Origin of the sequence: Phenylobacterium sp. J367, assembly GCF_024699985.1 — a bacterium.
Classification (GTDB): domain Bacteria; phylum Pseudomonadota; class Alphaproteobacteria; order Caulobacterales; family Caulobacteraceae; genus Phenylobacterium.
In genome coordinates this window covers 1-26391 of record NZ_JAJONA010000002.1, presented here as the reverse complement: position 1 = coordinate 26391, position 26391 = coordinate 1, and the positions used below count along the sequence as shown (strand labels likewise).

Sequence of the window (26391 nt, the reverse complement as noted above, 5' to 3'; positions counted from 1 at the left end):
AGAGCCTGACGAGGGCCGTTTCAGGCTGGCGCTAGGCGGCGATCGACACCTCGGGCGCACAGACGGCGCCGGCGTCCGGCTGGGCCTCGTCCTCCTCGGGATCGGCCTCGGTCTCAGTGTCTTCCGCCGCCTCTACCTCCAGCGGCCGATCCCAGGCCAGCGCGGCCGGGGCCCACTGACGCTCGGCCGCCGCCTCGCCAACAAAGGCGACCAGGTCGTCCTTCTTCAGCGTCCTGGCCCGGTCATCCTCGGCCTCCATCTCGTCCAGCAGCGCCAGCAGCTGCTTCTTGGAGTGGACGGCGAGATAGCCCGCGTCCGGGGTCCAGTGGGCGGAGATGTCGGCGCCGCAGAGCGCGGCGATCTCAGCGGCCTCGGCGCGGGCCGCGTGGCGGATCATCGAGGTGCGGGCCTCGCGCAGGTTCAGGGACATGGCGGTCAGTTCGGCCAGCAGGGCCATCTTCTCCCCGTGCGCCAGGGTCTCGACCCAGGTGATCGGCCGCAGGCCCGAGGCCTTGTAGGCCGCCCGCCTGGCGTCGAGACGGGCCTTCACCTCGCCGTCCAAGGACGCGATCGGCGGCGTGGAGCCCCGGCTATAGCGCACGCCCGAGATCTGCAGGGCCGAGGCGTCGAGGCCGCCGGAGGAGTGCAGGGCCAGCTGCTTGAACAGTTGCGCCACCAGCACCGTCAGCGCCGCGGACGGGTCATCCGCCAGGTCGCGGATCAAGCCGCGCGTGGCGACATCGGTGCGGGTCTCGTGAAGGACGTGGCTGGAGCCTTCGACCTCGACATCGGCCTGAGGCACCTCGATGTCGGCCACAGCGCGGCCGTAGCGGCCGCCGACCTCGACCTCGTCCTCCTCGTCCGCCTCATCCTCGATCTCCTCCGGCAGCTCACTGGCCGGCAGCGGGACCGAGTAGAAGCTCGCCGCGATGCCGTAGTCGGACCCCGCCGGCGACAGGATCACCGCGCCGATCTTGCAGCGGCTGAGTGGGGCGCCGGCGACGGCGGCCATGGCGCTGACCAGGGGGCCGAACGCCTGGGGCGCCTCGTCCGCCTCAGGATCGATGTCCTGCAGCGCGGAGGACAGCTGGGTGACCCGGTAATTGGCCTCGTTCAGCGCCGTGGTCTGCGCCTCGGTCAGGTCCGGGCGATAGACATAGGGCAGGCGGGAGAAGCCTTCCGGCGCCCCGAAGTCGCCGTCGTCGCCGAGATAGACGGCCAGGCCCTCGGCCTGCAGGTGCGCCACGATGGGCTGCACGCGGTCGCGCCAGGCCGCCGACAGGATCTCCGGATCAAGGAGGGCGTCGGGCAGCTCGGCAAACAGGTCCGAGCTCACCCGGCCGCCGGCGGCGACGTAGCGGTCCATGCCCACGAGGGTGAAGCGCGGGTCGTCGACCGTGACCCGGCCGCGGGTCACCAGCCCCTTCAGCTGATAGTCCTGGAAGTAGCCGTCGAGCGCGGTCTGGGCGATCTCCGCCTGCTGCTTCTTGTCGCCGATGCGCGCGAACAGGCGGACCTGCTTCAAGGTCAGCTTGCCCGCCCGCAGGGCCTTCAGGACGTTGGGATGGACGGCCGCCAGGGCCTCCAGCCGCTTGATCTCCAGCTCGGCGTAGCCCAGGGCGGCAGCGATGGCCCCGGTGTCCAGCTTGGTCTTGCGCAGCTTGCCAATCGCGGTGATCACGTCGGCGATATGGACCGGGGCGTGTTCGGTCGCCGGCAGCATGACGCCGGCCACCTGCTGGGCCTTGGTCTCGGCCACCAGGCAGTCGATCTCATAGTCGTCGGTCAGGTCGCCGCGCTCGCGCAGCAGCAGGAGGCCCAGGCGCCGGCGGCGGCCGTCGAGCGCCATGAAGCGCTGCTCGCCCTTGCGACCCGGGCGCACGATCGGCGGGATCACCACGCCGGCGGCCAGGATGGTTTCGGCCAGCTGGGGCACGCCGTCGTCCGCGGGCTCCTTGAAACGGACGTTCTCGGGCGCGAGGCCGAGGTCGCCGAGGCGGACCTTGATGGAGGTCATCGGGGTCGGCGGCGCGGCCGGGACGGTCTGGGTGTCGGTCATTGGGGTCAGGCTCCAGCACCTGGGCGAGGGACATCCTGCCCTTGGGCGCACCCGCCCCATCCCTTCCTCCCTTCTTTGACCCCTCAGGCCCTGACCGGATCGAGCAAGCCGGCGGCCTCCGCCTCGTTCCAATCCCCAAACCCGTCGGGCGGCAGCGCCACCCGGGCCTTCAGGCCGGCCGCCGCCAGGCCCGCCCGCAGCTGCTCGGCCGAGGCCTCGCCGTCCGTCCCGCGATCGGCGGCGATCAGCACCTCGCGCACGCCCGCTGGCGGACGCCAGCGGCGCAGGTTGCGGGTCGACATCAGCGCCCAGGCCGGCAGGCCAAAGCGCGCGCTGGCCGAGAGCGTCGTGAACAGGCCCTCGCCGACGAGCATCTGCGGCGCGGCCGCATCGATCCGGACCGCGCAGCTGGCCGGCGACGGCCCCACGGTCTTGCGGCTCAGGCGCAGGTCGATCGCGCGGCGGGCGTTCGGGGCCAGATAGGTGACCTCGACGGCGGTGAAGGCGCCGTCCTTGTCGCTGATCGCCGCCAGCAGGGCGGGACGGTGATGCCGGCTCTCCGCATAGGCCGAGACGGGCGTCTGGCCGCCGTGGCGCAGCACATCCGGGCCGGGTAGGGGCCGACTGACGCCGCGCTGAGCGCAGTGGCGCGCCGACAAAGTGCCCGCCAGCGGCCGGCCGGCCTCCCAGATCCGCAAGGCGGCCTGGCGCCGCTCGAGTCCGGTCGCCGCGGCGGCGGCCTGCACCCGGCGGGATTGGGCAAGACTGGTCGGCGCATTCTGCGCATCGACCAGGCCCTCGCCGCGCAGGTAGTCGAGCACGTCCTTCCAGTCGCCATCACCGAAGGTGTGGACGATCACCCGGCCCTCCCGCAGCAGCAGCGAGACCGAACGGTCGGCGGCGCTATGGCCAGGGGCCGGGATATTCGCCCGCAGGCCGCGATCATAGAGATCGCCGCCCAGGGCCTGGACGATGGGTTTCAAGGACATGGGTCGAACCTCCTTTGGCCCTCAAGGGGTCGCCTCGATGCGCCCTTTCTCCAACCCTTCGGCCGCACCGCGGGTCGGCCCACAACGCTGACAGGGGGCGTTGCGGGGGACCGCCCCCGCTGGAGGGGGTAGGCGCTCAAGGCTCACCTTTGCGACTCAGGGGGAGGGCGCTCCCCCATCCTCGCGCACGCCAAACCCACACGCCGATGTTGGCCCACTGCACAGGTCTCAACGAAGACGTTCAAAATTGCGACGTCTGCCCGGCAAAACCGGGCGGGCTTTGCGGCTGGCGACCAAGCGGCCCGCGACACAACAGTGCTTTTGTGACAAGTTAAGCACGATTCAAGGGGAGCAGGCTTTGCCGCAGCAGACGATGGCTGACCGCGAGACAGAGATCGACGCGCGCAGCGAAGAGGCCTGGGTCATCGCGACCAACCCCGACTTCCCGATCCGCGCCCGCAACGTCAATTGGTTCCTGGAGCGCGGCGGCTCGATCAAGGAAGTCCGGCTCACAGAATCAGAGACCGGCGAGTGGAGCGTCTGGCTGCGCCTGGCCGGCCGCTCGGGCGAGCACCGCCTGGCCATGTTCAAGTCGGACGAGCCCCGCGTCTATCGCGACGTCGCACGCGCCATCGCCATGTGCCGTGACGACTTCGGCTACTTCGGACCCATCACGCTCTCGACGGACCGACAGCCTGATGGCGCTGCGGAACCCCGCGGGCCAGCCTCGGCATAAAGGCCGCCCCTGGCCCTACGTGAGCCATCGCGCGTAAGCCCGCGCATCAAGTGCCGGCACTGTCCCGAGGGCCTGAAGCCGAGCGATGAGCTCGAATAGGAACGCCGTCGCTGCCGTGCTCTTGTCATTAATCAGGATGGCGTCGCCGTCGCGCACGAAAAAGCCGTTCGAAGCAAAGCAGCCCATGTCCAGGCTGCTGTCAGCGCCAGCTGCGAGAAGAAGATTCTTCAACGGCTCTCCAAACTCCGGCTTCCAGTCGCTCTCGAGCGTTAGCAGTCCCGCCAGAATCGGCTGGGGTACCTTGCCCGGTGTTTGCGCGCTCCCATTGATGAAGGGGGCGCTGGTCCGGTGCAGCCTGCGCACGCTAGCCGCCTTCTCGTGCGCCTGCCTGAGGTTGTCGGCGTTGGCCGTCTGCTTGGCTTCGAAGACAGCGTAGACGCTCTCGGCTGGGATGATCGTCACTGCGCCCATCGCGAACACCGGAGGCGTGTAGAGCTCGTCGAAGATCACGACGTCGAGCTGCAGGCTGAACTCGTTGTTGCTATCCGCAATGAACGCCTTGGCGGCGCGATAGCGCCGCGGCAGGTAGGTGTTGAAGAGGTGCAACCAGACGTCCTCGCTGGCGTCGCCCTTTGTCGTCGGATGGGCATACGCCCGCCGCGCCAACTCCAGTTCGGCATGCACCTTCTCATGCACGCCCTCAAAGAGCGTCGGGAGCGACCAGTGCGTCATACGACGATGTGCTTCCAATAGTGCGTTGCGCGCGCGCGCGCCCCGACGCTTATCCGCTCCTTCTCCGCGACGGTCAGATCGTCGGAGATGATGTTGTTTCCGTTGGCGGGATCCACGATGCGCGCCCGTAGGAATTCATCGCGGAGGAATTCGAATACCTTCGAGACATTCGCCGCCAGGTCGCCATACGTCGAGAAGACGCCCAACGCGCGGATGACCGTCAGCTCCAGATAGAAGGACGGCCAGTCCAGGCCCAGCTGATCGCGCCAGAGCTTCATGATCCGGATTTCTTCGGTCCGGCCGGAGTGTGCGACGTGAAGCGCATGGGCGGCAACGTTCGTCTTCGTCCAACTGTCAACCTTGCGCCGGTAGAGGCTGTGATCCTCGACAAGCCAGTTCTGGCGCTTCGCGGGCACGAGGTCGACGGACTGGCCGGCGACGTTGATGTTGATCGACACATTCTGCCGGCGCGTCTTGTAACCGGCGGTCTGAAGGGCGCGGTCGAGGGTGTTGTAGATTTCGCGCAGGCCTTCGACCGCAGTCGACGAGACTGAAATGAAGAGGTCGATGTCCGTCCCGCTGGCGTTCGCCGTGCCCTTCGAGAAGGAGCCGCTCGGGACGACGCTGAGGAGATGGCCGTTGGCCCAGGGCGAGATGACGGGCCACAGCGTGGTCTGAACCAGTCGCAGCGTCGACGTCGGCGACGTGTCGACCGCTTCGCGCCGAAGGATGCCCCGCAAGTAGAGGTCCGCCTGGTTCGCTGGCGGGTTGAGCATACGTGCGACGAGCAGTGCGTCAGCCAGCGTCACCGGCTTAGGCGGTTCCAGCATTGCGTTGCGCGCGAGATCACCGAGGAAAGTGCTGCGTGGCCGCGGGTTGTCCAGCAGCGCGTTTGCCAGACCGCCAAGGTTGGCACCCCGGGCCGACCAAGGAAGGTTGTAGTTGGTCGTCATGTTCACCCCCGCCACAACACGGCGTCTAGCTCGACATGGGATGCGGCAGTCGGAGTTCAAGATGCGGGGGTCGAGTATCTTCGACCCGCTACATATAGGGGCCAGGCATCCCCGGGAGCCGGACCGAAGGTCGGCTTCTCGCCACGATCTCAACGTCGGCAACTGGCGCAAGAGCGGGAACTAGAGGATACTCTCAAGTATCAGCGCTTCGCTGCGCTCCAACCTGCGGCTTGCGCCTCCGCCGCGGAACAGAACCAGCGCTCGCCCCGGGCCGTGTCGATGCGGGTGGCCGCATAGTCCTCCTGACCTGGGACGTGGAAGATCCGCCGACCCTTGGCGTTGATATTGCCCTTGATCACGCAGCCGGCCTGAGGCGGCGCGGCCAGCGCCGGTCGCGCTTGCCGCTCATCGGCCCGCCAGGTCGAGGGCGTCTCGAAGCGGCCGGCCCAAAGGCCGCGCCGCGCCGGCGCGCCTCAGCCTCGGTCGACGCATAGGCGCCGCGGCTGAACTGGGCGTAGTCGACCGCCCACCCGGCCCGAACCATGGCCCCGCCGAGATCGGTCGCGCCGGCTGCAGCGTGAGACGGCGCGGCCATACGGGTCACGGTCCCGGATTTCGCAGCGCACGATCCGGCCGCCGATCAAGCCGACGAGTTGGTCGCGGGCGACGTCACCGCAGGCATAACCCTGACCCTTGGCGTTTTGGCAGACCTGCCGGCCCTCGGGTGCATCAACGCCCCACAGCCGGACCCGCTCGGCGCCGATGCTGAAGGTGTCACCATCGACGACCCGGGCCGGCCCGGTGAACTCGGCCGGGGAGGCCGCCGCCAGACCCGCCGCCAGGACTATGACGCCCAAGCGCCGGATCATCGCCGATCCTTGCGCAGGGTCACGATCACCCGGTCGACGAAGACCTCGGCGACCTCGGCCGCATGCAGGATCGCATCGACGTAGTCGCGCTTGATCCGGTCGGCGGCGATCTGGCTCAGCGTCGATAAGGTCATCACCCCGTCGTCGATCCCATGGAAGCCGACGCGGCTGAACCAGCTCCCATAGGCGCCCTCGCGAACCAGCCGGCGCAGCGGCTCATCAATCTTCCGCCAGATGGGATCATCGACCCCGGGCCGCCATGAGGGTCGGCGGCGGTTCGGCCGGCGGGATGTCGCCCTTGGCCTTGAGAACGCGGGCGAAGTTGAGCCGCAGGTCCGGCGCCCCGTTCGGCTCGTATGAGGCCATCCGGCCGAAGTATTTGCAGGGGCTACGGACGTCGGGATCCTCGATGGCGATCGCCAGCATGGCGATGGCGCGGACCCCATGTCGCTTGAGGGCCCAGGCGAAGGTCTGGTCGTTGTTGCGCTCGCGTTCGGGCAACAGCTCGTCGACGGCCGCCGCCACGCGGGCGAGGTCGGCAGGCGTGACGCTGGCCGGATCGGCCACGGAGGCAGGCCCCACTAGCGCGGCGATGCGCGGAGAGACCTGGAAGGCGGCCCTAAGCTCCTGGCGGACCATTTCCGCGGGCGCGGACCCCTCCGAAAAGGCGCTGGAGAAACCGCTTGCTCCCTCCGGAGAGCAAATGGCGCTGGCCTGCCCGCTGTTGCGAGGTTTGCCCGAGGATTTCGTGTCCTGGCCGTGCTCGGCGGACGTAGACCGCCGCTCACCAGATTGATGTCGTGCCGAAGGCGCGTCCTTTCCTCGTACAGAAGAACTGGCGTTCTGATGGGACTGTTCTAGGTGAGTGAATCTTGGCGCCCGGGCGGTATTTCTTTGATTGAAGACGACGGGTTCGGAATAGGCGGCCCTGCGGGCCTGAGCGGCCTCGCGGACGGCGAGATCCGCCGCCTCCAGCTCGTCCAGCCGCGCCACGAGGGGGCGAGGTCATAGGCCTCGACGCCGGCCGGCCGATTGGCGCGGGTGTAGTCGCGCACCATGAAGCCGGCGGCCTCCAGGGCGCGCCTGTGGGCCCGGGCGTTGCTCTCGGTGCATCCCAGATAGTCGGCGATTAGGCTGGTCCCAGGCCACACGGTTGCTACGTCCTGTTCAAGCCGGTCCTGGTTGAGGTGCTCGACATAGAGCAACAGCGTCATCCGCTGCTGCACGGTGAGCGTGGGCGTGCCCTTCAGCACCGCCGCGGCGATCCGCGCCACGGAGACGCCGGGCTGCCAGCGCCAGGCGCGGGCCTGCGCGCAGACCGCGTCAAAGTTAGGGGCGCGCTTGGCGAAACCTGGTCGCCAGTCGTCGCCGGATAAGGCCGTTCGCATACCGTCCCTTCCTGGCTGGGACGAGGCCGATTCACGGGCGCGAAACCGGCAGGCAAAAGACCATAGGTCTTCTGTTCGAGGCCTTGACGACGCAAAATGCGCCGCTTAGGCTTACTCGATCAAATCAAGCCGCTACCACACGGCGCCTGCGATTTCCGAGAGCCTCCCGCGCCAACGGGGGCTCTCGCCGTTTAGGGGTCTCGTCTAGGTCAAGATGAAGTCCTCTGGGGCGACCGAGCGCGCGCGGAGGGTCCGCGACGCGACTCAGTCGACGGTAGCGTTCAGTGAGTCTGACGAGATCCTGAAGGCTTGGAATTGCACCCTTTTGGGCAAAAAGGGCCGATTCGGGCGGTTGACGTCGTTCGGGAAACGAGGTCCGCCAAGCTGCGACTCAGCTTGCTAGGGATTGTGGTTGCGCGCACCCAACCACGCCACCCCTAGCGAAGGTCCGGACGAGGCGCGGTTACGACGTGGCAGGCTGCGCCTTGCGCCAAGCCTGGAAGCCTTTGTCCGCATCGATGAAGGCCGCGAGGATGTGGGGCACCAGCTGCTCGAGCTCGAGGGTCTGGTCATTGGCTTGGGCGAAGGCCCGCTGATAGTCGGCCAGGTCCACGGCGAGCTTGCCCTTCAGCTTCAAGCGCAGATCGGTCGTCTTCTCCTCGAGATCGATCTTGCCCAGGGCGAGGGCGGTCTTGGCGGGGCGCGTCATGGGCGTTTCCTTGAGTGGCCTGGAGGAAGCGGTCGATCGCTGTGAAAGCGAAGTCCGTGAGCTTGAGGTTGAGGGCATCGGTCTGTCGCCGGATCCGCACGCACAGGGGCTTGGACAACCGCACCGAGACGCGGTCCTTAGCGCCGCGCACGGCCGGGAAGGTCACCACCTCGCCGCCGTCGAGCGCCTCGACCAGCTCGCGGAAGGCGCGTTCGTAGATCAGCCGAACACTGCCCCGTGGGTTCTTGCGGGTGTTCAGGCGCTCGGCCGTTTTGAGCATCGCCTTGTGGAGGCCTTCCGGCAGGAAGAGGCCGAGTTTTTCTGCAGATGGGGTCACGCGAAACACTCATGCTTACGGGTACGGGGCGAGGATCATGTCCTTGCTGACGAGCACGCGGACCGGCCAGCCGGCGCGCACGCGCAAGGTGGGCTGACGATTGAGATCGCGGCCGGTGATCTGCTGGCCAACCTGCTGGGCGGCGTTGGAAACGCCGCTGCCGGCCGAGTTGACGACGATGGCCCCGGAGCTGCGGCTGCTGGCGTCCTGGGCGGCGGCCGCCCCGACGCTGAACAGGGTCGAGAGGATCACCCCACGGGCCAGCTGGCCAAAGTGGCCGTCGGTCTTGTCCTGAACCCCCGCCGCACCGGACAGGTCCGCGCCCGCCATCGACCCGATGTTGATCGAGCGGCCGTCGGGCATGATGATCCGGTTCCAGGCGATCAGGGCCCGGTTCTGACCGTAGGCGATCTGGCTGTCGTATTGCCCGATGAGCCTCGACCCCTGCGGGATCAGCACGGTCCGCCCGGTCTTGTGGTCGTAGACCGGCTCGGTGACCTGGGCGATCACCTGGCCAGGTAGATCGGAGTTGATCGCCGTCACGAGGGCGGCCGAGATGATGCTGCCGGCCTTCACTTCCCAGGGGCTGAGCGCCGGCTGCAGTGGATTGGTCAGGTAGTCGTCCGTCCGGGCGTTGGCGGCGAATTGGCGTTTCGCCGCCTGGCCGTTGGCGGGCTGCACCTCGGCGACCGCCGGCTCTCCCGCGGCCGCAGCGGACGTCGCGATCGGGCCAGCGAGCGCGGCAAGATCGCCAGCCGGCGCCGGCGGCGGTGCACCGAAGAAGGGGCTGGAGGACCGCGCGGCAAGCGCCTGTTCTCGCGCGGCCTGGACAGCAGGATCGACCTGGCCAGGCGGCGTAGGTGGCGGCGTCGTCCCCGCCGGCAAAGAGCCCGGCGCGCCTTCCGGCGGCGGCAGGGCGGCGGTCCCGGGCAGGGCCTGAGCCTGCAGCGCCGGATCGGCGTAGCCCGCCGCATATTTGGTGGAGATAGCGGGCGTCTGAACCTGGCCGGTATCGGCGGCGTCGGACAGCGCTTCCGGTCGCGCCTGGGGCGCATGGGCGCCGCCAAAGCCAAGATAGAACCCCAGGGCGACGATCCCGGCGAGCCCCGTGGCGCTGGCGATCAGGTACTTGCGGTTCCAGCGCGTCACCGGGTTGCGGGGGCGGCGAGGACACTCTCCGGCGCCGCCTTGCGCGGCTGCGGCGCCAAGGCCGGATCAGGCGGAAGCTGGGTCACGATCCACCCCGTTCGCCGGTGCGGGTGATGCGCACGACGGTCTGCTTGCGCTCGCCAAGCCTCAGCTCGGCGACGTCGATCAGCCGGTCCACGACATAGTAGCCGCCGAGGTAGCGGTAGTTGACGAGCTGGGCCTGCTTGTCGGGGCCGATCAGGAAGAGCGGCGGCGCCTCGGTCGTGGCCATGTCGCGCGGAAACTGGATGTAGGTCTTCAGGCCATCGTCGAAGACGCGAACCGGCTGCCAGCGCGGGGCCCGAAGACCACTGGCCTTGATGCGGTAGCCGAAGTGCAGGGAATCCACGGCCAAGCCCGACGCGGCGATCCCTCGGCTCTCTGCCGCCTGGGCGGCCTGCGCCTCGCGGGCTTCGTCTTGCGGATAGTTCCAGGCGACGACGCTGGTGTAGGTATCGCCCTCGTGACTGACGGCCTCGAGCAGATAGGTCCGCTGATCGGTCGTCAGGATGATGTTGGTGCGCAAGGACCCGCGGATCGGCTTGACCATCACGATGACCTGTTGGGTCGCGCCGGATCCCTGAACGGTCTCCCCGAGCACCCAACGGACGGTGTCGCCCGCCGCTTTGGAAACGAGCTTTTCCCCCGGGCGCAGCGAGATCGCGGTCAGGAATCGCGGGCTGGTGTTGACCGTGTAGAGCCGGCCCGGTTCGAAGTCGTAGTAGAGCGCGGCGTTCACATAGGAGCCTGCCCTCGGGTAATCGCGCGCGCTGCTGTTGGCCGACTGGACCGTCGTCAGGGCTGTTGGCCGCGCATAGGTGCGGGGCGGCGACCGACGTTGCGGGGCCGGCCGGGCGGTCGATGAGGCGCCCACTCGGCGAGGGTGACCGGCGCTTGAGCCACGGGCCGGGCAGGCGCTGTCGTCCCCGAGCGGGGGCGATGGTCTGCGCCGCCGACGGGCTCGCGGACGCCGCCAGCAACACCAACAAGCCGGCCGCAGCGCCCATGGAAAGCCGTCTAGGGGACAAGGCGCTCATAGCTCACGACTCCATTGAAACTCGGTGATGTAGATCCCCAGCGGGTTGGCCCTCAGCTCGGCCTCGTTCTTCGGCGCCACGACCTTGGTCGTGAACAGGCCGGTCCAGGCCTCCGTCACGCCGGAGGTCCCGGCGTTGAACTGCGTCTCGCGCCATTGGACCTGGTAGGTGTGCGCGCTGCGCGGCAGGACCGACACGATCTCGACGTTCACCGCCTGGGTTCCGGCGTTGGCGAAGGGGTCGTTGGCCTTGGCGAAGGCGTTCAGCTGTCCGATCGCAGGGCCGGAGACGAAGTGATAGGCCGCCGTCCAGTTGTCCCGGATGACGATGGGGTCGATGCTCTTCGAGCGGGTCCGCCGGACCCAGTCCGCGAGGAAGTAGCCGGTCTCGGCCGTCGTGGGCTCATAGGTCCGGCCGGCCATCTCGATGCGACCGGGCCGAGCGTAGCGGTCGATTGGCACGACATAGGTGGCGATGTTGGTGTTGTTGGCCTCATAGATGAAACCGCCGAGCGCCAGCGCCGCGAGGCCAAGCCCACCAAAGGCCGCCATCCGCCAATTCTTGGCCTGCACCACGGCCGAGCCGATCCGCGTGTCCCACTCCCGCGAGGCGCGCAAGTACGGGCTCTCGACCGGCGCGGAGCTGCCATAGCGATCATTGGGTCGTTTGAAGGGGTTCATCGGCGCACTCTCGACTGGGCTCACTCTTCGGGATCGTCATCGCGGCGGGTCGGGGTGGCGCTGAGGCCAGGGCCACTACCGTCACCGCCGGCGGTCGCCGCGGCGGCGCTGTCCCGAGCCACACCCGAAAGCCCGCCCCCCGGCGCGCCTCAGCCCGCGACACGACGGACGATCCGGAGGATGGAGACGCCTGCGGCGGCGGAGGGGGTGGGGGAGGTGCCTCGCCGTCAGACGCGTTGCGAGATGAGAACAGACGGCTCCCGGCGGCGCGTCCCTCGGCCGCCATGGTCGAGACTGGAGCTCTGGCGAAGTCGGCCGCCATGGCGCTGCCTGAGCCGCCGGTCGGACGAGACCCGCCGGAATTGAGGCTTCCCGAGGCTGCGCGGGCGGCGGCGATCTTCTCGCCTCCAGCGGCCCAGCCACCCGCCACAGCGCCACCGGCAGCGCGGGCAGCGAGACCCACACCGGCCGCGCCAGCGCGACGCCTGCCGCACCCATAAGGGCGCCACCCGTGTTCAGTTGCGGTCCGCCGGAGATCATCGCGCCTGCAATTGCCGGCACCTTCAGCGAAAGCATCATGAGAAAAATCGCCGACAAAAGGAGGCCGGCTTCCCTCCGCCACCGTCGGCTGGGGCGACAGGGTATAGGTCTCAAAGATGTTGATCCCGACCCCCGCGATCACCGCGAGGGCCATGAACTTGAACCCCACAGAAACGACGTACCCGATGGCCTTCTCAGCCAAGAAGGAGGTCTGCGAAAGCACTCCAAACGGGACCACGACGAAGGCGATCAGGGTGACTATGTAGAACTCGATGATCGTGACAGCGATCTCGATCGCCAGGATGATGAAGGCTAAGAGGATGCCGATCGCGGCAACCGCCGCGACGATGATCATGTCGATGTGCATGAGCGCACCGAAGCCGGCGTTCTGCTGGGCGAGGTCGCCAATGTACTTGATGAGGTCGATTACGACTGAGAGCCCTGCTTCGACCGCCTTGGTCGGGGCCCGCGTGAAATCACCAATCGATCCGCCGCCGCTCGCCTGAAGGCCCAGCTTCGCAAAGCCGTTGATGACGGTAAGTGTGAGGGAGTGCCAGTTTGTGACGAGCCAAGCGAAAAACCCGATCAGGAGGATCTTCCTGACGAGGGCAGCCATGATGTTCTGGGTCTCATCGATCGCCCAGAGAATGGCCGATATCGTGATGCTGATGACGACCAGCGTCGCGAGTACGCCCCTGCACGGGGCCGGCGATAGCACCGAACCCACTGCCAACTTGGCCAGTGAACGCACTGATGAATTGATCCAAGAGCAGCGGGATCTGCGGTCGCCACGGGAATCCTCGGCGCACTGCCAGCCTAGAGGCTGTCTTTGTCGGGAAGGCTGCTGCCCTTCTTTTTGAAGTACAGCGGTGAGCAGGGATCGTTGCGGTCACGGTTGTTTACGTCCGGACACGGTTTCACCTTGGCCGGAGGGTCTGTCTGGCTCTGCTCTGAGGCGGGTTTTCCGCAGCCGGCGAGGCCAATTGCGACGAGGCAGCTGATGGCGAATAACGACCGCATCATTGGAAGTCCGAGATATTAGGCAGCCGGCTGCCGGTCTTTGTGTAGGCGGTCGCCCGCTCCGTCTCGGCCCTAGCTGCGATGGCCCCCGCCTGCTGCTGCGCCAGGATCGTTTCCTGCGTTCGCGCTTGCGCGATCAGAATTGTCTGCAGGCCTTGGAGCTGACTGCTCAGCGCAGCGAGCAGCTGATTGGTCGCCTGGATCGCCGCTGTCTGCCCAGCAGCCCCTTGAGATGCGGACACTGCGCTGTTCACCGCGCCGGCTGTCGTCCCCTGGGATCTCACCAGCTGGTTCTGCACGGCCATCGAGTCCTGAAGGGTCAACCGGCTGTTGGCCTCCCAGCTCGCCAGCCGCTGCTGGATCTGAGCGAAACTCTGACCGGACATGCTGGCCGGATAGAACTGCTGAAACTGCCCGGCGATATTCTGGCTGTTGTAGCCGATCGCCTGGGCCTGCTGCATGAGCTGGGTCGCCTGTGCGTTGATCTGGGCCAACGGCTGGGTGACGTCCGTCCCCAGCCTTTGCAGCATCGCCATCTGGTTGGTGACTTGCGCCTGCAACTGCTGGATCTGGGCCACGCCCTGTCGCACTTGCTGGATCGCCTGCGCCACAGCGCGCGGATCGAAAACGATCTGCTGAGCGGCTGCCGATTGTGGCGGCATGGGCCCCAGCCCCAGGGACATCGCGACGATCGCCGCCCCGGCCAAAGCTGCTTACGCATCTGGAGAGTCCTTGTGACTGGCGGAGTGGGGAGATGGGAGCAGGTCGTCGCTGGCCGCCTGGACGAACAGGGGTTCAGAGACCGCGCGAAAGGCGACGGCGGCGCCGAACAACGCAAAGCCCGCCAGCATGACGAAGAAGTTGTGGTGGTAGGTGGTGCCGAAGACCGCGAGGAAGCCGGGCGCGGCCAAGGCCAGGAACAGGATTCGACGGCGACGGCGGGTGGAGGTCCAAACGCCCGGAAGGTGACGGTTCAGCCAAGCCAGACGCGCGAAGTCGCGCGGGCTCATAGCCGGACGAGAAGCTGCAAAGGACACATCGAGCGCCCCCATCACGCCACCCTCGGGAAGGCGGCGCGCCGCTGGTCGCCGAGATAGCGGGCGACGTCGGCCTGGCCTTTGGCGGCGAAGAACCGCTCGGCAAATTCCCCACGATCATGGTCGGCGAGAAGCTGGCTGATGAGTTGTTGATCGCCGGGCGAGGACGAACCCACGGCCGCGAGGGACAAACCACCCAAGCCCAGCTCGAAGAGCCGGTTCCCCGGACGTGGACTGGTAGTAGTATTCGCGCTTGGGGGTGGCGGTGGCGATGATCCGCACCTGCTGCGGGTTCAAGCCGAAGTCCTGATAGAGCGCGGCGATCTGCGGCGTCTGGGCGTCGGGATTGGGCAGGAAGATGCGGGTCGGGCAGCTCTCGATCAGCGCTGGCGCGATCGACGAGCGCGCGACGTCCGCCAGGCTCTGGGTGGCGAACACCACGGCGACATTGAACTTCCGCAGGGTCTTGGGCCATTCGCGGATCTTGGCCGCGAAGGCGGCCCTGGTCGAGAAACAGCCAAGCCTCATCGAGCACCAACAACGTCAGCCGGCCATCGAAGCGCCGCTCGAGACTGCGGAAGATGTAGGTGAGCACCGGGGCCAGCGCCGACTTGCTGGCCATCAGTTCCGGCCATCTCGAAGGTCTGCCAGGCGGCCGGCTTCAGGGCGTTCTGACTGGCGTCGAGCAGATGGCCGTAAGGGCCGCTCAGCGTGTAGGGGGCGAGCGCCGCCTTGACGGCCTGATCCTGGATGGTTGCGGCCAGGAGGGTGAGGGTGCGCTGGTCCCGCGGCCCTTCGGCGAGATTGCGCAGGCCACTCCAGATCGTCCTTGACCGGCGGGGTGATCGGCACGCCTTCGGCGGCGACGATGTCCTGCACCCATTCCTGCGCCCAGGCCCGGTCATCTGGGGCGTCGATCGCCGCGAGCGGCTGGAAGGCCAGCTCGCTCTGGTCGCCGCCGAGCACATAAATTGCCCGTCGACCAACAGCGTCGAGGCCCGCGAGCTCGCGCCCTTGTCGAAATAGAAGACCTGAGCCTCAGGGGTAGGCGCAGCCACTGCATGGCCAGGGTGTTGAGCAGGACCGATTTCCCGGCCCCGGTCGGCCCGACGATCATCGTGTGGCCGACATCGCCCTGGTGCAGGTCAAACCGAAAGGGCGTGGTGCCGGCCGTGCGGGTGACCAGCAGCGCCGGCTGAAGCCCAGGGTAACCGCGCTTCTGACACTCCGCCGACAGGTGGGCGTTGATGGTCGGACCGGGCCAGATGGCCGACATCGGCATCATGTCGCAAGGGTTCAGCGACGACACCAATGGCCGCCGCAGGTCGGCGTAGGCCTGGCCGGGGAGGCTGCCGATCCACGCCTCAACGGCATTGACGTCTTCGACCTTGCAGACGAAGCCCGCCCGATTGATGGCGCCCTCGACCTCGCGGACCCGGTTGGCGAGTCGGTCGGGGTCGGCGTCCATCAGGGTGACGGTCGGCGTGAAGTAGCCGATGGAGGCGTAGTCGCCGCCCAGGATCGCCAGGGCTGCATCGGCGTCGACTGCCTTGGCCGCCGCGTCCGGATCCTCCAGGAGCGAGGGCTCGCGGGTGATGGCCTCCTTCAGGAGCGCCATCACGCCCTTGCGCTTGGCGAACCAGCGCTTTCGGACCGTGGTCACCGCCTTGCGAGCATCTTCCTTGTCCAGCGGCAGATACCGGCAGACCCAGCGATAGCTAATGCCCAGCTCATTGAGCCGGTCGAGCAGGCCGGGACACGAGGTGGTCGGGTAGGCCCTCACCGAAATGGTGCGCAGGTATTGCCCACCGAGCCGGGGCAGCAGGCCGCCCTGGAAATCGTCGTCGGTCAGGAAGGCGTCGAGATAAGCCGGCGTCTCGGGCGTGGCGACCGGGTGCCGCTTCGTCGAGATGCAGCTATGCAGATAGGTGAGGGGTCTCGTCGTCGGTCAGTTCGCTGACCTCGGGCATGATCGCGGTCAGGATGTCGGCGATCTGGTGGACGGTGCTCAGAAAGTCGCTCAGGGCGGCCCGGTACATGCCTCAGCGCTGACCCGACGGGGCGTTTTCGAGCAGAAGGCTTTCAGCCAATCGAGATCGCCTCCTCGGGCGGCAGATAGGTGAAAGTGAGGAAGTAGCGGCTCTCGAAGTGACGCTCCTGCGCCTCGAAGCCCTCGCGGCGTTCCTCATCGACAAGGTCCGAGACCGGGTCGGGAAATTGGCTCGTGGGGTAGGTCTGCGACGGGGATCGGACGGCCTCGATGTGAAAGCACCAGCGTGAACCGAGCCGCCGAAGCGCGTTGTTCAACTGGGCGCGGGTGGCGACCAAGCCTGGCGTCTGTGGCGCTGGCCAGGTCCGGGCCCCGAAACGCCAGGGTCTTTTGAAAGCTGCCGTCCTTATTGAGCACCAGGCCGGGCCCGATCAGGGCGACCCAGGGGAGATGATCGAACAGGCGATCAGCCCTCGGCCGGTACTCACGCAAATACAGCACGGCGGACCTCTGTAAGGACCGGAAAAGGGGAAGGGTGAAGCCGGCGCGCGCACGTCAGGCGTCCAGGTAGGGCTTCTGGCAGATGTGTCGACCGAGCGCGTCGAAGAAGTAGGGATCGCGCTTGTTCAGCCAGTAGCAGGCCCCATGGATGGCCCGAAGCCGACCAGGATGCCGATCAAGGGGACCTGCAGGCCCAGCGCCAGGACGGCTGTCAGCGTCCCGTTGAGCACCGCGATCATCCGGGGCACGCCCGCGATGGTGTCCGGCTCCGACAGCGAGCTGTGAAAGGCGATCTCGAAGCCTTCGACGTCGGACCGGGCCATCTCAGAACGCCGCCCCGGCGGTCATGTTGAAGAAGGTCGAGATGAAGGTCGTGGCGGTGAAAGCGATCGCCAGACCGAAGACGATGCCGATCCCCTTGCGCATAGCCGAGCCGCCTTCCCGCAAAGGCGAAGCCGAGCCCTGTCAGGACGATGGCGATGATGCCGACCGCCATGGCGGCCGGGCCCCCGGCAGGGGACTGCATGATCGTGTCGGGCGGACCTTCCCACGGCATGGCGATGCCGGCGCCGGCCGCCCACGCCGGGCTAACCGCGAGGAAGAAGGCTGCGCCGGCGACGAGGGCCAGGGCGGTCGATGCGCGCCCCGAACATGGCTTGAACCGGCATTTTTTCATCACAGCTGACCCTTGATTGCGTCCGCCCGCCTTCACCGGGCATCACAACCCTGAGTCGCCGATAAGGGCGAGGTCAAGGGCATTATTGGATAAAAAGTGCGATTCGTTCTTTTTCCTATAAATAAAGCTACGCGCCTATTGGGCGAGCTTCTAGTCGCACTTAGGAGCGGCCCTGATTCAAGCGGGCATGCGCGCGCATTCCCCCCGAAAGCCGGTAAGGTTTCGGCCCGAGAAGGGCGACTTTGGGGCAAACGCCCGAGGTTCTGTGGGCTGTTGATTCGCGCCTATGGCGCAGAAGCCGCCTTGGCCACTAGGGGCGCGACGCTCTTGCGGGACTTCAAGGTGAAGCACGCGACCCTCAAGCATGCGTGCGTTTAAAATCCCCTTCGCTAGTGACGGCGAAGCGCACGCTTGGCAAGCGCAGGCCCTGGGCTCCTTGCCTCCGGTCAGATCCGTCAGGACTCGGGCAGTCGGGCCGATCGTCGCCCGCGCAGCGATGGGAGAGGTGCCGCAGGGTGTCGGCCATCGCCTACATCTCGGCGATGCGCGCGTCGAGATCGGCCACGTGCTGATCGGCGATGACCTCGACCTCGCGGCTCGGGCGGCCTCGGTCGCGCCACAAGGACAGGGGCTGGGTGATCTCTTCCATCGAAAGCCCAGGCTGCGGGCGCGCTTTGAACCACAGCTCGTTGATCTGCCGCTCGCCGTACTCCCGGTAGTTGGCATCCGTCCGGCTCGCCGGCTGAGACCAGACCGATCTCAAAGTCGTAGTAACGGATCATCTTGGTGGTGACGCCTGAGGCCTTCGACGCCTGACCGATGTTCATGGAAGCCTCCTAGACCGCCGCGGCGCAGAAGCGCCACGGGCGAAAAGCGTTAGTGAGCACGCTGACGCTGGACAGCGCCATGGCGCCTGCGACAAATCATCGGCGACGGCAGAAGGCCGAACACCGAATAGAGCAGCCCCGCCGCGACCGGGATCAGCACGATGTTGTAGAGTCAAACGCCCAGACGAGGTTCTCGCGGATGTTGCGTAGGACCGCCCGGCTCAGGGTGATCGCCGCCAGGCGCGGCGGTCGCCAACGGCAGCATCAACAGCGCCGTCCCGGCGAGGATCGCCGCCAGGAACGCCAGCGGGACCGCCCGCGTCGGATGGAGAACGACCTGCTTCCACCGCACCTTTGTGGCTCGCGCTCCTGTAGTATCGTGGCCCATGCGCCAAGAACGTCCTAAGCTGAGACTACTCGCCCGCGCCGTCGCTGAGGTGAACGGCCAGACCTTCGAGATCGATGTCGTCGATAGCCACTATTTCCTAGTGGCCCAAAGCCCGGGCAGCCGGGAAGACGATCCATAATGTTCGGCTCTCGACCAGCGCCGCACCACAGATTCTTCCCTCTCAGCTCGCTGACGATCCGATGGAACGCGAAGAAAGCCTCGTGAAGATCGTTCGCGGCATCTTGGTGGGCAGCAGCCGACGCTCAAAGTCCAGCTCAGGGCTTTGCGCCCAGGTTGGATCTAGCGGCATGCGCCGTCACCGCTCTGGCAGACCAACCGCGCTTATTGTCGGTGCGCTGGACTGCTGAGATTCCAGAGCGTTGGTTTTGCTCACTCTCTATATCTCCGACGCTGGGAATTCTCACTACAGCGACCGCCCAAGCTCTCGACTGCATAGTGACCAAGACCCGTGATCGCGGTGCTGTTCACCGACGCGAGCACGCGACCTGATGGGCTGGGCCTTGCACGCCTCGTTCTCGAGCGCTGGCCCAACACCCAGATTCTCTTCGCCTCCGTGCGATCAGAGCGCCTAGTTGAGCATGGGAAGTGATCACAGCGGCGGCCAGTGACTCCCACGACCACGAGCCACGGCGGCACCTTCCAGGCGATGAGCGCGACGAAACCCGCCGCCGCGATCACGAAATCCGCAGGGCCGGTGACGGCGCTGGTGAACACGGGATCGTAGAGCGCCCCTGTCAGGATCCCGACGACTGCCGCGTTGGCTCCCCGGAGCGCCGGTCTGGCGGCCCGGAACAGGCGCACAGCGCGTCCCGTTCGATCACCTGATGTATTGCTCAGTTAGACCGACCGCGACACTCGTTCTGGAACGCGCTCACGGCCGCGCAGGCGATCACCCCTGACGGCCAGTGCAACGCCGGAGGACCACGCGCCGCGCGTCAGGCCCACTTCCATAATGCGTTTCGGGGGATTGCTCGAACGCCCGCGGCCAAGTGCCTTCACCCTCGTCGGCGCGTGGGTGAACGCCAAGCTTTAAGGCAGTTTTAGAACCGGGCGGCGGGGCTCTTAATTCGCCCCTAAAGATGCAGCCGCAGGATGGCGGCGGACGCGGGGAGCCGGGAACAAGGCGGCATGCGCCTGCTGGTGATCGAGGACGAGCCCCGCATGCGAGGCTGATCGCCGGCGGCCTTGAGCGCGCCGGCTTCGTCGTCGACACTGTGCCAACGCTCGGCGACGCCGAGGCCCCTGCTGCGGGCGACGCCCTATGACGCCGCCGTGCTCGACCTCCGGACTGCCGGACGAGGACGGCCTCGCCCTGCTGGAGACGTTAAGGCAGCGGCCCGAGCGGCCGCCGGTCCTCGTGCTGACGGCGCGGGACAGCGTCGAAGACCAGGTGAACGGCCTCGACGCCGGCGCCGACGACTATCTGGTCAAGACCGTTCGCCATGGCCGAGCTGGTGGCGCGGCTCAAGGCGCTGCTGCGCCGCCCCGGCAGAGACCCTCGGCGTCCGGCTAGAGGCTGGCAACCTCCCGCTCGACACCATCGGCCGCGATGTTCGCGTCGGCGAGCATGTGCTTCCCTTGCCGCGGCAGGAGCTCGCCATTCTTGAGCACCTGATGCGGCGCCTCGGCCGGGTAGTCCCGAAGGTGGTTCTCGAAGAGAAGCTGTACGGCATGGGCGAGGAGCTCCGGCTCGAACGCCATCCCCGTGCACGTGCACCAATCCGCCGCAAGCTGGCGGACGCCAGCGCGACCTATTGCGATCCATACAGTCCGTGGGATCGGCTACTTCCTGCAGGAAGGCGCCTGACATGCGCGCATCCTGGCGTAAGTCGCTCGAGGGCGTCTGGTCCTTCGCACAGGCCGCCGTGCTGCTTGCGACCCTCGCCGTCGGCCTTCTAGCCCGTGATTTATCGCCAGCTATAAGGCGGCGGAGGAACTCTCGAGGAACGAGGCCCTAGCTCACGGGATTCGTCGCCGAGGTCTTGGCGACAGCGCCTAGTTCTTCCAGTCTTCGCGGTCTTGGTGCTTGCGGTGGCGGCCTGGACCATTCGGACTGCGTTGAAGCCGGTCCACGCCGCGTCCGAACAACGGCGTCGATCGCTCCGGGGGTGAATGGCGTGCGCCTTCCGACGGACGATCTTCCTCTCGAGCTCGCGCCGCTAGTCGCGGCGATCAACAGCGCCCTGGAGCGGCTTGAGACACGGCCCCCAGGTCAAGCGCCCAGTTCTGGCCCGACGCCGCCCCATGAGCTTCGCACGCCGCTTGCCATCCTCACCGCCGCCCTGGACGAATGCGGGACGCTTACAGGGTCGCGCGGCTGCGGCTCTGACGCCCAGCCCCCGCATGAACCGGATCGTGGCGCAGCTTCTCGGCATCGCTCATGGACGGCCCGCCAATGGTTCGCCGACCCCTGGACCTGCGGGGGACCGCCGCGCATGTGGTCGAGCACCTGGCGCCCTGGGCCTCTGCGGCCGGCCGCAGCCTGGCCTTCGAGGCGCCCGACGAGCCTGTCTGGGTCAGGGGAACCACGACGCCCTCGCCGACGCCCTGCGCAACCTCGTCCAGATCGCCATCGGTCACACTCCGCCCGATACGGAGGTCGTCGTCCGCGTCGAAACCGACAGCGCCGTTTACCGGTCGCGGACGCCGGGCCGGGGCGTGGTAGCCAGAGCACCGCGAGATGGTGTTTGACCGCTTCTGGCGCGCACCCTCGCAACGCGCGGGCAGCTCCGGCGCGGGGCTGGGGCTGGCGATCGTGGCGGAGATCGCGCGAGCGCACGACGGCTCGATCACCGTGAGCGGAGCTTGCGGAGGCGGCGCGCTTTTCCGGCTCTGCCTGCCAGCCCATCGCGCCGCCGGAGAACGCCAAAGCTCAGGGTTAGCCGAACCCGACGCCACACGGCCGCCAAGAGGGAGACCGGAGCAGTCGGCTCCTGGCCATCACGGGATTCGCTCTGCCGCGCCCAGCCGCTCAGCGGGAGGGCGCGGAATGTCACGCCCAGGCCCCGCTTGCATAGCGATGCCCGACGGAAGGCCTCGTTGGCGTTCCGCCAGGAGAACACCCTTCATGAACGCCTCCACGTAGGCCGCGGCCTTGGCGCCACTGATGGCTATGATAAGGCGTGCTTCATGCCGTTTGTCAAGCGTGCAACAGCGGGGAAAGCCGTCGGCGCGACGCTCGCCAAGCTGATGATGTTCAGTGACGATCTTCAGGCTTTCGACCACCAATCGAGCGGCGACTCAAAACGTGGCTGTTCGAAGCAAGAACCAGCTGCGCCGGACGATACCTCACGACCACGCCAGAGCTCAACATGTGTTTGATGGCGACGCGATCGCTTTCAATAGCCTGCGCGAGCTTTGCGTTCAGCGGCCGCTCCGCCGGCCCGAAGCCGCGAAATAGACCTCGTGCCAGAATCATGGAGTTCCAGGCGATCAGCTCCTCACGCTTCAGCCCGTTAACCCGGAAACCCGGCGCCGTCGCCCGGATCCAGGCTCGCGAACTCGGCGGCGATCGCGGACAGACGGGTCGCGGCGCCTGTGTAGTTGTTGTCGTAATGGCTGCGGGCAACTTCTCCGGAAGCCCGGGCACGCGGTCGGATCGAATACGAGGGTTTGGGCTGCGGCGGGCGGCGCAGCCGCGGCGCTGGCGGCGCTCATGCCCGCCGCCCGAAAGGCGCCAGCGCCCAGTAAGGGCGCGGCGGTCAGGTGATATCCGACATCCCCTGAATTCCTCCTCGATGGATTAATGGAGAGTGTTGGGGTTCTCATGCGTAGGGCCTCCTGTTTACTGCCGGAGGGGAAACTGGTGGTCAGCCACAGGTTCAGGCCGACGTCTGGAGCGGCCGGGAGTCAGGCCGACGTGGACGCCGGTCCGAAGGTCCGAAACCTCCCAGGTCGTAGATCAAGCCTGCGCCGGCCCTCACGTCGGGCCGACCGCGATTGGAATCACTTGCCCGAACAGCTCGACTCCGAGCCGCTGATCACCGTGAGGAAACTCGCTCAGCGCGCTCGCCCGCCATCCCGACTCCGCCGGGCCGGCGCGCGGAGTCGTGGAAACTGCCCGCATTGAGGTGCAGCTCGTAGCCATCCATCCGCAACGTCGCGAGCAGCGTGGTCTCCACGCCCACGCCGCTGAATTCGAGCGGCTGACCGGCGCCAGCGCCGGGATCTCCACGCCGATGCTGAGCCTGGCAGACACCGGCGCCGCCCATTTCGCCCCACGCGCTCCGTCCTTCAGCCCCTCGCCGCGTGGCGGGTACTCAAGCTCGGAGTCAGCTCGAACCCATTCAGTAGGCGGGTCTTCCTCTGAGCAGCGGACTGAGCACCTCAGTGCGACCGGGTCGCGTTCGACCTCGCCGGGACAGGCGCAGCTCAACCTCGTGCGGATCAGCCGTTCCGGCGTCCGTCGAAGCGGTACGGCAGGAACGCGTACGCGTTCGCGGGCGCGCCGGCGACGGCAAATCGCCAAGAGCGCGACGCACGCCCGCACAAGAAGGACCGAGGTTGGGCTCGTCATGCGCTGACACCCCCCACACGCTCGGGCAGGCGCCGCCAGCATTACGGCAGAAGGCGCTAGTAGCTGATCCAACCCGCCAGACCCGCCACCAGAACGATCACCACAACGTTGAGCTTGCTCTTCCACAAATAGAGGACGGCCAAAGGCGCCGGCGAAGATCGCCGCGGCCGGCCAGAGCGAAGGAACGCGCCCGGCCGTCGCTTGCGCCAGTTGCAGCGTCGTGGCCGCGATAAGCCCCACGACGCCGGCAGCCACCCCTTCCAAGAGAGCGTGCAGCGCCTTCGCCTCGAGCACGGCTTCAGGCCGATCGTACAGCACGAGGGAAAGGCGAAGGCAGGAAGGAAGATGCCGACGGTCATCGCGACGGCCCCGAGGGCCTCCGGCCACGTAGCCCGCGAGATGGAGAAAGTGATCAGCGGCGCCGGAAGCACGCCCGAGAAGCGCCAGCCCAGCCGTCCGAGGAACAGGCCGTCGCTCATCCAGCCGCGCCCGACCGCATCGTTGCGCAGAGACAGGATCGCCGTATAGAGGCAGCCGCCGAAGGTCAGCAAGCCGGCCTTCAGCCCCGACAGGAACAGAAGCAGCGGCCCGGCGCGCGCCTGGTCTGCGAGTCCCGCAACTGTCGCGCCGGGCTGGGCCGCGGGAGCCCACACCACGACGGCGGCTGCGGCCGCGATGGCGACGCCAGCGACGATGACCCCCAGCCCGCCGGCGGCAGAGCGGCCAGGGCATAGATGACGCCAGCTGCGGGCGGGAGTGATCCAGAAGCTCGCGCCAAGAAGGGCAGCGAGGAAATTGCAGCCGATAGCCAGGGCCCATAACCAACGGTCGGCGAGGATGTGCTCGCCGATGCGATGGACAGCGCCGGACGATCAGGGCGATCACGGCTACCTGCACGCCGAGGAAGGCAGCCGCGAGCCCGGACCCGGCGAGGTCGATGGCCGAGTAAAGCCACGACAGCGCCAGCATGAGCAGGAAGCCAACAGGCAGCGTCAAGCCGAGCCCTGCCAGCATGCCGCCGAGCCGGCCCTTGGCGCGCATGCCGAGATGGACGCACAGCTCGTGCGCCTCTGGTCCCGGCAAGGCCCCGATCACCGCGAGCAGCCGGTTGAACCGATCGCTGGAGATCCAGCGCTCCTCTTCGACCAGTTCCTTCCGCAACATCGCGATCTGGGCGACAGGGCCGCCCAGGCCATCAGGCCGAAACGCAGGAAGCGCAGAAAAAGCTGAGAATAGGTCAGCGCCGGCGGCTGCCGGCTCGGCCGCCGACAGGGCGTCGACTCACCCCTGTCGCAGTCATGCGCCCGCCCCTGCGAAAACGGCTGGGATTCTGACGGGCGGTCCGCCCGGCTCGAAAGAATAGGTAAAAGACTGTCCGACCATCCGCGCACGCTCCAAACGCCCGGGCACGAGGCCTGGGGGAGCGGGTCTTGGACGGACATCCGTCTATGGGCGGGCGCCCGCATGGCCAACGCGGAGGTGTATCATCGCGGAGCGGTCCGATTGAATCTTGCCACGCATGTCCTCCGGCCTGGGCTCCATGCCTTGACCGAGTAGGGGGCCGCTCGGCCATTCCCGACCCAGAGGCGTGGCCTCCCGCAGCGGCAGGGGCGGCAGATCTCACAGACCTGACCACGTAAGCCCTTCCAGCAACTCCCGAACGAGCGGCTCAGGCGAACCTCGCAATGCATCAATTGCCGCTACCGCCACTACGCCTCCGGTTCATCACCGCGATGCGGTCCACATGGGACCACCGCCCTCGCGGATGTCATAGGTCACGTAGACCGCCGTCATCCGGCGTTGGGCGAACAGACCCTTCAACAGGCCCAGCAGCTCTCGCCTGAGGCGGAGGTCGAGGTTCGGTGGCGGTTCATCCAGCAGCACCGCGGCCGGTTCCGTGACGAGCGCGCGCGCGATCGCAACCCCGCTGGCGTTCCCCGCCGGAGAGCTCGCCCGGGTGCGCCGCGGCGCGGCTCCTGGAGCTCCACCTGCTCGAGCATCCGGATGATCCGCTCCCTCTGATCCCGCTTGGGCACGCCTACCGAGCTCAGCACGAAGCGCAGGTGGGCTTCGACCGACAGGTGCAGCCATAGCGCGAGGTCCTGGAACACCATCGCCGAGCGCCGGCGCTCAGGGGGCACGAGGACCTGTCCGTCCGCGCTCAGGCGCGTCGCGCCGGCCGTCCCTCGCGTCGGCGCATCCAGTCCGAGCGCCACGCGAAGAGGCTGGTCTTGCCGCGGCCGGAGGGTCCCAGGACGGCCACGACCTCTCCGGACTCCACGACCAGCGAGAGGTCAGAGAAGCGCCGGCGTGCTCCCGAAACTCAGGCTGACGTTGTCAGACCGGGTGTCGTCATGGAAGCCTTGGCCGCATCGCCGCCGCTCCCGAGGCAAAGCCGAGCAGCGCCAGCGTGAGGAAGGACCTGCACGCTGGCGAGCGCCGCGACGACGGAGTTCGGGGCCGTTGGCCTCGAGGGTGAAACGCGGACCGCCAGCGGCGCTCGGCCGGAGCGGATAGTAGAGGACGGCCGTCTCCAGGTCGCGCAGGCAAAACACCATGGCGAACACCCGGAAGGCAGGAATGGCCCGCCAGTGGGCAGGACCACGATAACCGCCAACGTCCGCAGATAGCCTGCACCGAAGGCCAGGCGGCGTCCTCGATCTGCGCGGGCGTCTGCGTGCATGCGACGGCGAGGGTCCGCACACGCCGACGACGGGCGTAGCGAAGCCGACAAGCTTAGCGATGATGGACGTCTGATACACCCAGACCGTTTCCGGCTGGTTCCAGATCGCCGCCAAGCCGACGCCCAGCAGCGCGCGGGTAGCCACGAAGGCCAGTAGTGCGACGAGGTCGAGGCGGGTCGCCGCACGATCTCTGCGGCTCAGCAGCAGGCCGAGCACGACGCCCAGGGCCACGATGGCCGAGGCGGCCCAGGCCGCCGGGACTGAGAACATTCCAGACCGGCACCGCCAATCCCGACATGAGTCAGCCGAAACCGCGCAACCCCTTGCGCCACCCGAGCGCGAGGGGCAGCGTGATCGACAGGCCGGTGACGCTCCAGCAGAACACCGCGGCGGGCTACCGCCATCGGCCAAAGCGCGAACGGCGCGCTCCGGAAGCTGCGTAGGCCGAGGACGGCTTAACGACCGACGCCCGATGCTCCGTCGCTCCACGGCTGCGAGCGCCAGCGCGACGACC

26 protein-coding genes and 5 pseudogenes are annotated in these 26391 nt (G+C 67.5%); 4 read left to right on the top strand and 27 right to left on the bottom strand.

Translation table 11 applies throughout. The annotated features are described in order from the left end of the window. Positions 1-31: 31 nt before the first annotated feature. Together LRS04_RS25750 and LRS04_RS25745 are read right to left on the bottom strand one after the other, a co-directional pair. Entirely contained in the window at positions 32-2059 is a 2028-nt protein-coding gene (locus LRS04_RS25750; protein WP_257819296.1) for a ParB N-terminal domain-containing protein, read from the bottom strand. A gap of 83 nt (positions 2060-2142) precedes the next feature. Continuing rightward, on the bottom strand, positions 2143-3048 hold the full coding sequence (locus LRS04_RS25745) for a toprim domain-containing protein (RefSeq protein WP_257819295.1): 906 nt from the start codon (positions 3046-3048) through the stop codon (positions 2143-2145). A gap of 247 nt (positions 3049-3295) precedes the next feature. On the opposite strand from LRS04_RS25745, the gene LRS04_RS25740 reads away from it, so the two are divergent. Then, positions 3296-3784: a hypothetical protein gene (locus LRS04_RS25740; protein ID WP_257819294.1), complete on the top strand. Its 489-nt coding sequence runs from the start codon at positions 3296-3298 to the stop codon at positions 3782-3784. Between the two features lie 15 nt (positions 3785-3799). Here LRS04_RS25740 and LRS04_RS25735 read toward each other — a convergent pair whose 3' ends face one another. The 19 genes and pseudogenes from LRS04_RS25735 to LRS04_RS28605 form a co-directional block, all read right to left on the bottom strand. After that, positions 3800-4480 (bottom strand): DUF6602 domain-containing protein, encoded by a 681-nt coding sequence (locus tag LRS04_RS25735; RefSeq protein WP_308238501.1) that lies wholly within the window; start codon positions 4478-4480, stop codon positions 3800-3802. Between the two features lie 32 nt (positions 4481-4512). Then, positions 4513-5469, bottom strand: coding sequence for a hypothetical protein (locus LRS04_RS25730; protein ID WP_257819292.1), 957 nt, complete (start codon positions 5467-5469; stop codon positions 4513-4515). A 200-nt stretch (positions 5470-5669) separates the two neighbouring features. Then, on the bottom strand, positions 5670-5828 hold the full coding sequence (locus tag LRS04_RS25725) for a hypothetical protein (RefSeq protein ID WP_257819291.1): 159 nt from the start codon (positions 5826-5828) through the stop codon (positions 5670-5672). Positions 5829-5942: 114 nt separating this feature from the next. Next, on the bottom strand, positions 5943-6338 hold the full coding sequence (locus LRS04_RS25720) for a thermonuclease family protein (protein ID WP_257819290.1): 396 nt from the start codon (positions 6336-6338) through the stop codon (positions 5943-5945). Then, positions 6335-6562, bottom strand: coding sequence for a DnaA N-terminal domain-containing protein (locus LRS04_RS25715; protein WP_257819421.1), 228 nt, complete (start codon positions 6560-6562; stop codon positions 6335-6337). The genes LRS04_RS25720 and LRS04_RS25715 overlap by 4 nt, the downstream gene beginning before the upstream one ends. 16 nt (positions 6563-6578) lie before the next feature. Next, positions 6579-6905 (bottom strand): hypothetical protein, encoded by a 327-nt coding sequence (locus LRS04_RS25710; RefSeq protein WP_257819429.1) that lies wholly within the window; start codon positions 6903-6905, stop codon positions 6579-6581. Between the two features lie 290 nt (positions 6906-7195). Then, on the bottom strand, positions 7196-7726 hold the full coding sequence (locus LRS04_RS25705; RefSeq protein WP_257819289.1) for a hypothetical protein: 531 nt from the start codon (positions 7724-7726) through the stop codon (positions 7196-7198). Between the two features lie 463 nt (positions 7727-8189). Continuing rightward, positions 8190-8435, bottom strand: coding sequence for a DUF2274 domain-containing protein (locus tag LRS04_RS25700; RefSeq protein WP_257819288.1), 246 nt, complete (start codon positions 8433-8435; stop codon positions 8190-8192). A gap of 352 nt (positions 8436-8787) precedes the next feature. Beyond that, entirely contained in the window at positions 8788-9921 is a 1134-nt protein-coding gene (locus LRS04_RS25695) for a TrbI/VirB10 family protein (RefSeq protein ID WP_257819286.1), read from the bottom strand. An 82-nt stretch (positions 9922-10003) separates the two neighbouring features. Then, positions 10004-10699 (bottom strand): P-type conjugative transfer protein TrbG, encoded by a 696-nt coding sequence (gene trbG / locus LRS04_RS25690; RefSeq protein ID WP_257819285.1) that lies wholly within the window; start codon positions 10697-10699, stop codon positions 10004-10006. A 294-nt stretch (positions 10700-10993) separates the two neighbouring features. Further along, entirely contained in the window at positions 10994-11677 is a 684-nt protein-coding gene (trbF, locus tag LRS04_RS25685; RefSeq protein ID WP_257819284.1) for a conjugal transfer protein TrbF, read from the bottom strand. Beyond that, entirely contained in the window at positions 11652-12968 is a 1317-nt protein-coding gene (locus tag LRS04_RS25680) for a type IV secretion system protein (protein WP_257819283.1), read from the bottom strand. The genes trbF and LRS04_RS25680 overlap by 26 nt, the downstream gene beginning before the upstream one ends. A gap of 268 nt (positions 12969-13236) precedes the next feature. Beyond that, entirely contained in the window at positions 13237-13920 is a 684-nt protein-coding gene (locus LRS04_RS25675) for a conjugal transfer protein TrbJ (RefSeq protein WP_257819282.1), read from the bottom strand. 30 nt (positions 13921-13950) lie between these two features. Beyond that, positions 13951-14247: a hypothetical protein gene (locus LRS04_RS25670; RefSeq protein WP_257819281.1), complete on the bottom strand. Its 297-nt coding sequence runs from the start codon at positions 14245-14247 to the stop codon at positions 13951-13953. 41 nt (positions 14248-14288) lie between these two features. Beyond that, positions 14289-16765 (bottom strand): annotated as a pseudogene (gene trbE, locus LRS04_RS28610) (conjugal transfer protein TrbE). 125 nt (positions 16766-16890) lie between these two features. Beyond that, on the bottom strand, positions 16891-17088 hold the full coding sequence (locus LRS04_RS25660; protein WP_257819428.1) for a hypothetical protein: 198 nt from the start codon (positions 17086-17088) through the stop codon (positions 16891-16893). Positions 17089-17261: 173 nt separating this feature from the next. Further along, a pseudogene (locus tag LRS04_RS25655) lies at positions 17262-17441 on the bottom strand (hypothetical protein); the annotation flags it as partial. A 529-nt stretch (positions 17442-17970) separates the two neighbouring features. Beyond that, a complete protein-coding gene (locus LRS04_RS27355; RefSeq protein ID WP_308238488.1) occupies positions 17971-18090 on the bottom strand; it encodes a MerR family DNA-binding protein in 120 nt (39 codons plus the stop codon). Between the two features lie 187 nt (positions 18091-18277). Beyond that, positions 18278-18502, bottom strand: a pseudogene (locus LRS04_RS28605) (hypothetical protein); the annotation flags it as partial. Positions 18503-19938: 1436 nt separating this feature from the next. Between LRS04_RS28605 and LRS04_RS25645 the strand changes: the two are divergent. Beyond that, the gene (locus LRS04_RS25645) at positions 19939-20190 is read left to right on the top strand and encodes a response regulator (protein ID WP_308238486.1); all 252 of its coding nucleotides are present in this window, start codon (positions 19939-19941) and stop codon (positions 20188-20190) included. Here LRS04_RS25645 and LRS04_RS25640 read toward each other — a convergent pair. Beyond that, positions 20187-20378, bottom strand: coding sequence for a hypothetical protein (locus LRS04_RS25640; protein ID WP_257819427.1), 192 nt, complete (start codon positions 20376-20378; stop codon positions 20187-20189). The genes LRS04_RS25645 and LRS04_RS25640 overlap by 4 nt on opposite strands. Before the next feature lie 976 nt (positions 20379-21354). Here LRS04_RS25640 and LRS04_RS28600 point away from each other — a divergent pair. Together LRS04_RS28600 and LRS04_RS25635 are read left to right on the top strand one after the other, a co-directional pair. After that, a pseudogene (locus LRS04_RS28600) lies at positions 21355-21762 on the top strand (ATP-binding protein); the annotation flags it as partial. Further along, positions 21717-21998 carry a hypothetical protein gene (locus LRS04_RS25635; protein ID WP_257819280.1) on the top strand — a complete coding sequence of 94 codons (282 nt, stop codon included), beginning with the start codon at positions 21717-21719 and terminating at the stop codon, positions 21996-21998. The pseudogene LRS04_RS28600 and the gene LRS04_RS25635, both read left to right, overlap by 46 nt. Before the next feature lie 1251 nt (positions 21999-23249). On the opposite strand, the gene LRS04_RS25630 is transcribed toward LRS04_RS25635, so the two are convergent. From LRS04_RS25630 to LRS04_RS25615, 5 genes and pseudogenes are all read right to left on the bottom strand, one after another. Beyond that, a complete protein-coding gene (locus LRS04_RS25630; protein ID WP_257819420.1) occupies positions 23250-23846 on the bottom strand; it encodes a chromate transporter in 597 nt (198 codons plus the stop codon). 271 nt (positions 23847-24117) lie between these two features. Further along, a pseudogene (locus LRS04_RS25625) lies at positions 24118-24357 on the bottom strand (chromate transporter); the annotation flags it as partial. Positions 24358-24918: 561 nt separating this feature from the next. Beyond that, on the bottom strand, positions 24919-25077 hold the full coding sequence (locus tag LRS04_RS25620; protein ID WP_257819279.1) for a hypothetical protein: 159 nt from the start codon (positions 25075-25077) through the stop codon (positions 24919-24921). Positions 25078-25354: 277 nt separating this feature from the next. Next, a complete protein-coding gene (locus LRS04_RS28595; protein WP_374577605.1) occupies positions 25355-25456 on the bottom strand; it encodes a hypothetical protein in 102 nt (33 codons plus the stop codon). Between the two features lie 31 nt (positions 25457-25487). Then, on the bottom strand, positions 25488-26108 hold the full coding sequence (locus LRS04_RS25615) for a hypothetical protein (protein WP_257819278.1): 621 nt from the start codon (positions 26106-26108) through the stop codon (positions 25488-25490). Between the last annotated feature and the right edge of the window lie 283 nt (positions 26109-26391).